Here is a 5,441-nt window from a genome sequence, read left to right on the forward strand (position 1 = left end):
GCTACGAAGAGCGCTTTAGGTGTAGTTAGCCAGCCAAACATCGTCGGCGCTAGTGTCGACGATGTTTGAACCAGTTTTTACACACTCTGGGCCATGGATGGCCGATGGCGGCGGGCCCACGGAGCAGGACCGGAGCGAGGGCATGCCGAGCCACGGCGAGGCACCGAATGTCAGGGGCAAGAGCGTTTGGTTACTTTGCGCTTTTCAAAGTGACCCGCTGTAAGAGCGGAACCCTAAGTGGCCGTTACCGCAGCAATGGATATGTACACCCACAAAACATTCATCGCCTGACACAAAGCCATCGTTGGAACGCCGCCCGGACCAAGCTCGCTCCCACAGGGATCTTCAGCGACCACAAGTCCCGAGTAAAACCGGAGACCCAATGTGGGAGCGAGCCTGCTAGCGAAGACGGCCTGCCAGCCAACACACCTCTTTCAGATTCACCTCCAAAAAACTGTTCCCCAATCCCACATGGTCCGTTTGAGGGATGTCCACTCTGTTGCGCATTGTTTGAATGCCAGCGTAGGGGCACTACACCCGCCCCGTTACACGCGCGCCCCGGCGGATGGGGTGAACAAAGGAGAACAATAAAAATGCTCAACCAAGACCTGATTCGCCAGCGTCTGAGCCAACGTGCCCGCGAGTTGGTGCCGATCCTGCGTGAACGCGCCCTGAATGCCGCGCAAGCAGGCCAGTTGCCTGAAGAAACCCTGAAGGATTTCCACGACGCCGGGTTCTTTCGCATCCTGCAACCGTCCCGTTGGGAAGGCTATGAACTGGAGCCCAAGGATTTCTTTGACGTGCAGATGACCCTTGCCGAAGGCTGCATGTCCTCGGCCTGGGTGCTGGGGGTGGTGGCGATCCACAACTGGCAACTGGCGCTGTTCGACGACCGCGCCGCGCAGGATGTTTGGGGCAGCGATTCCAGCGTGCTGATCTCCTCTTCCTATATGCCGGTGGGCAAGGTCGAGCGGGTCGACGGTGGTTTCAAGTTGAGCGGACGCTGGGGCTTTTCCTCCGGCAGCAAGCATTGCGACTGGGCATTCCTCGGTGCGCTGGTGCCGCCGGCGGAGGCGGGCGGGGCGCCGGATTATCGGACGTTCCTGGTGCCGCGCAGCGACTACCAGATTCTCGAYAACTGGAACGTCATGGGCCTGGAAGCCACTGGCTCCCACGACATTCTGGTGGAAAACGCCTTCGTGCCCGAGTACCGCACCCATCGCGCGTTCGACGGTTTCATGCAGAACAGTCCGGGCAACGCGGAGAACACTGCACCGTTGTTCCGCCTGCCGTTCGGGCAGATTTTCGTGCGTGCGGTTTCGTCGTCCGCTATCGGTGCCCTGCAAGGCGCGGTGGATCAGTTTGTCGAACACAACCGCGCCCGGGTCGGGGTCAATGACGGTCGCAAAATGGTCCAGGACCCGGCCGCGCAATCGGCGCTGGCCAATGCCATGGTCTGCGTCGACGAGTGCAAGACCGTGCTGCATCGCAACTTCGCCCTGATGCTGGAGCGGGCGCAGAAGGGTGAGCCGTTGAGCATGCCCGAGCGGGTGAAAATGCGTTACGACTCGGCGCTGGTGGCCGACAAGTGCGCCAAGGCCGTTGGCGAGCTGATGTTCAACAGCGGTGCTTCGACGATCTTCCGCAGCCACCCGATCAACCGTGCCTTCCGCGACATTCATACCGGTCGCGCCCACGTCGCCAACAGTCCGTCCAAGTACGCCTGGAACCTCGGTGGGGTGAGCATGGGCCAGGACAGTAACGACTTTTTTCTCTGACGCTTTCGGCTAGTCCGTTTGCGTGATTCAAGCGCGTCGCCGATGCCCGAGCATGGGCGCAAGGCACAGGTCTCTGGCGCCGACTGCGCATCCAAATAAGCACAAGGATCAACCATGAAATTTTCCCTGATTTACGAAGCCCAGACGGTGGACTCCAGCCGCGAAGGCGACCGCAAGATTTTCGAAGACACTGTCGAGCAGGCCGTGCTGGCCGACAAGCTCGGCTTCGACACCTTCTGGTGTGTTGAGCACACGGCGCTGAGCAACTACTCGCACATGTCCGCGCCGGAAACCATGCTGGCGTTCGTTGCCGGTAAAACCGAGCGCATCGGCATTGGCCACGGAGTGGTTTGCCTGCCTCCGGCGATGAACCATCCGGTGAAGGTCGCCGAGCGCATCGCCACCCTCGACCTGTTGTCCAAGGGCCGTGTGCACTTCGGCGTGGGCAAGGGCGGCACCCAGCAGGAGGCCGGCACCTTCGGCTACGACCTGGCGACCTTGCAGCCGCAGATCGACGAAATGATGTACCTGATCCCGAAAATGTTCGTGCAGGACGAGATCGAGCACAACGGCGACTTCGTGCAGATACCCAAGCGCCCGATCCATCCAAAGCCGTACCAGGATCCGCACCCGCCGATGTACCTGGCATGCACCAACACCGAGTCGCTGAAGAATGCCGGCGGTCGTGGCATGGGCGCACTGGTGCTGGGCTTCGGTGGCCCGGAAGAAATCGCCAAGAAGGTCGAGGTGTATCACCAGGCCTACGACAACCGCGATGAAAAGAAGCAGGTTGGTTTCCGCCCTAACCGCCACATTGCCGCGCTGTGCCCGGCCATCGTGCTGGACGACAACGAAGAAGCACGCCGTATCGGTATCCGTGGCCAACGCTACTTCATGGAGTCCCTGGGCTACTGGTACGGCGGTGGCGAGCGTCCGGATCCGGAGAAGTGGAAAGACGACACCTTCGTCGATGGCAACGGCCAGAGCGTGATCAAGTCGCGCTTCGCCTCCGAAGAAGTTAGCGTCGATTTCTCCGACCCGACCATGGCGATGATGAACCCGAACCACGCCTACGGCACCGTCGAGGATTGCATCGGCTACGTGCAGCGCCTGATCGATGCCGGCGCCGACGAAATCCTGTTCATCTGTCAAATGGGCACCGTGCCGCAGTGGGCGCAGTTGGAGACCCTGAAGAACATTGGCGAGAAGGTGATTCCGCACTTCCGCAAGGGTTGATACGGGTCAAACCTCACAACCCCTGTGGGAGCCAGCCTGCTGGCGATAGCGGTCTTACATTCAGCATCGATGCTGACTGTTATGGCCCCATCGCGAGCAGGCTCGCTCCCACAGTTTGATTGCATTTTCAGGCCTGACATGGACGTCAGGCCCACTTTCCAACGGGTCCCCAAGGCCCGTTTTTTTATGCCTGCCGGATAGGGCGTTGACCACCGCATACCCCTTGTAGGAGCGAGCCTGCTCGCGATAAACCGGAGAACGCCGCGGGGTGTCAGGTTTCCAGCGTTATCGTTGGCGACCATCGCGAGCAGGCTCGTTCCTACAGGTTTTTGGCCTATAGATAGCGCCTGTTTAACGGCTGTCAGTGTTACTCGATGAAAGCTACAACGCCTTGCGTCGTTGCCTACAGGTACGCCAGAATCCGCCGGCTTGTGCGCCTTGGACCCCCTCGGTAACTTGATTCCCGTCACTGCCCATCAGTGATCGGGTTTAGTCGCCCGGGGTATATCAAAGCGCATATGCGATCAGACAGTCAGGTTATTTCATGCCTGCACTTCATGGTAGCTGTGCGCAGGGCGCCTTCGGGCGCGCCGGTTTGATACTCCCCCGGTCGACTAACCTGCGTACAGCTGCCACCCCTTGTTTAGTCGCAGGTCGGTGACGGCTCCATATATTTGGGAGTTCAACCTATGATCAAGCCTTCGCCTAATCCCCCGGACACCGATCCAGCATCCCCATACGAACCCGATTCAAAAAAACTGCACGACGCCGCCGAGCGTGCCCTCGCTTACCACTTCCCCTCGACCGCCGACATCAAAGCCACCCCTCGAACCATCAGCACGCTGTTCAGCGTCGACCCCGGGGCCACGACCGAAACCCTGGTGGTTTATCTGGTCGAGACGCTGGCCTCGGTGGATGTGATGGTGCATCAACTGGTGGATCATCTGGAGGGCGGTGATCGTAATGCGCTGCTGGGCATTTCCAATAGCGTCATGCTCGCCGAAATCACCGCGAACCGCGTGCTGGATCAAATCGAACCGGCTGTATAAAGCCGCAACACCACTTACCCCTGCAGGAGTGAGCCTGCTCGCGATAGCGGTCTTACATTCAAGATCGATGTTGAATGTTGTGGTCCCATCGCGAGCAAGTTTTTTATGTCGTACTCAATGAGTTCCGCTAGTTCAATTGGATAATTGCTGCCCCTCCCGAACCAGTTTTGCAGTGGAATCTTGTGCAAGTTTTGAAAAAAAGTGATTGGGATTTTCGCAAGGATTGAATTCAAACAACGCAAAAGTGTAGTGGTTTTTGAAGACTGCACTCGCGATAAGGAAAACCTCATTCCTTCAACTGCTCCTCTTTGTGATCAGATCCTACCTGGAAGATCTTTCATAGCCAGATTTTAAATGGCAGAGGGGAATTGATGGCTTGTAGGAAATGGTTTACAGGTTTTTGGGAAATGTATTGCAAGAATTCAGGCGTTGTATCTCTGGTTTGTAAGTAACTTCCGAAATTTTTATAAATTCTTGACGAAACACGAGAGCGCCTACTAGGTTTACAGCGTCATGGTTCATAGCGAATCAATGTTTCATCAATGCACCGACAAGAGTGCATCTACTTCGCTGACTCTCTTCGTAGAAGCGACTTATGAGGCCGCTTTGCAGAAGGTCATTAAGTGATTTTTATTGGGAGAGTGTTATTGGTCTCAGTTCTGAAATTGAATTGAGCATTTGACATAAGTTGGCGCTTCATTTGATGTGCGCTTAATTAACGGTTTGTTTAGGGAGGAGTTATGACAAAAGAAATACTCGTGAAAACGTCGCAGTCGGAAATTTCGGATAAGGAGATTTCTATTTTGGATGGGGGTATTACGATTCCGAAAAAATATTTGCGAGATAGAGTTTGTCTTGATATAGCAGATATTTTGATTGTGTCAGGGACATTGATCGAGGGTATTGGAACAGTTCATTCTGATATTGATTGTATTGTTCTGTGCGATGAAAGACCTAAAGCAAGTGATGTGGAGTCGAGCCAGCATGCATTAGTTACGGATATTAATTACCATTACCTTACTGAAAATGATGAGGTTCATAACACAACAGATTTTTATGGTAGTACAAGTCTTCATATCGATACTGACTACATAACATTTTCTGAGGTGGATGAGATCGTAGTTAAGATTGAGAAAGCATTTGAAGAGATTATCTCTGATCAACGATTTATATATCATCCGGTGCTGTCAGAACGAGAAAATAATGTTGTTCATAGATCATTAACTGGATGCGCATTAGTGAATGAGGATAAGTTCAACAAAGTAAAAGCTAAAATTCCTCGAGAAAAACATATTTATGTGGCGCACCGTGAAAAGCTCCCAGTATTTTATGCGTTTCAGGATGTTCAAGGCTGCTGGCAGTCAGGCAACCTCTGGAT

Annotated in this window: 3 protein-coding genes and 1 pseudogene; all 4 read left to right on the forward strand. The window is 54.9% G+C overall.

The genetic code is table 11. The features are described from left to right. The first annotated feature begins 593 nt into the window (after positions 1-593). On the forward strand, positions 594-1,778 hold the full coding sequence (locus AC1DXW_RS30720; RefSeq protein WP_477760886.1) for an acyl-CoA dehydrogenase family protein: 1,185 nt from the start codon (positions 594-596) through the stop codon (positions 1,776-1,778). Between the two features lie 114 nt (positions 1,779-1,892). Next, positions 1,893-3,014 (forward strand): LLM class flavin-dependent oxidoreductase, encoded by a 1,122-nt coding sequence (locus AC1DXW_RS30725; protein WP_477760887.1) that lies wholly within the window; start codon positions 1,893-1,895, stop codon positions 3,012-3,014. Between the two features lie 689 nt (positions 3,015-3,703). After that, entirely contained in the window at positions 3,704-4,063 is a 360-nt protein-coding gene (locus tag AC1DXW_RS30730; protein WP_477760888.1) for a DUF6124 family protein, read from the forward strand. A 740-nt stretch (positions 4,064-4,803) separates the two neighbouring features. Next, a pseudogene (locus tag AC1DXW_RS30735) lies at positions 4,804-5,441 on the forward strand (hypothetical protein); the annotation flags it as partial.

The sequence above is a fragment of the Pseudomonas sp. P4_C4 genome, assembly GCF_056402055.1.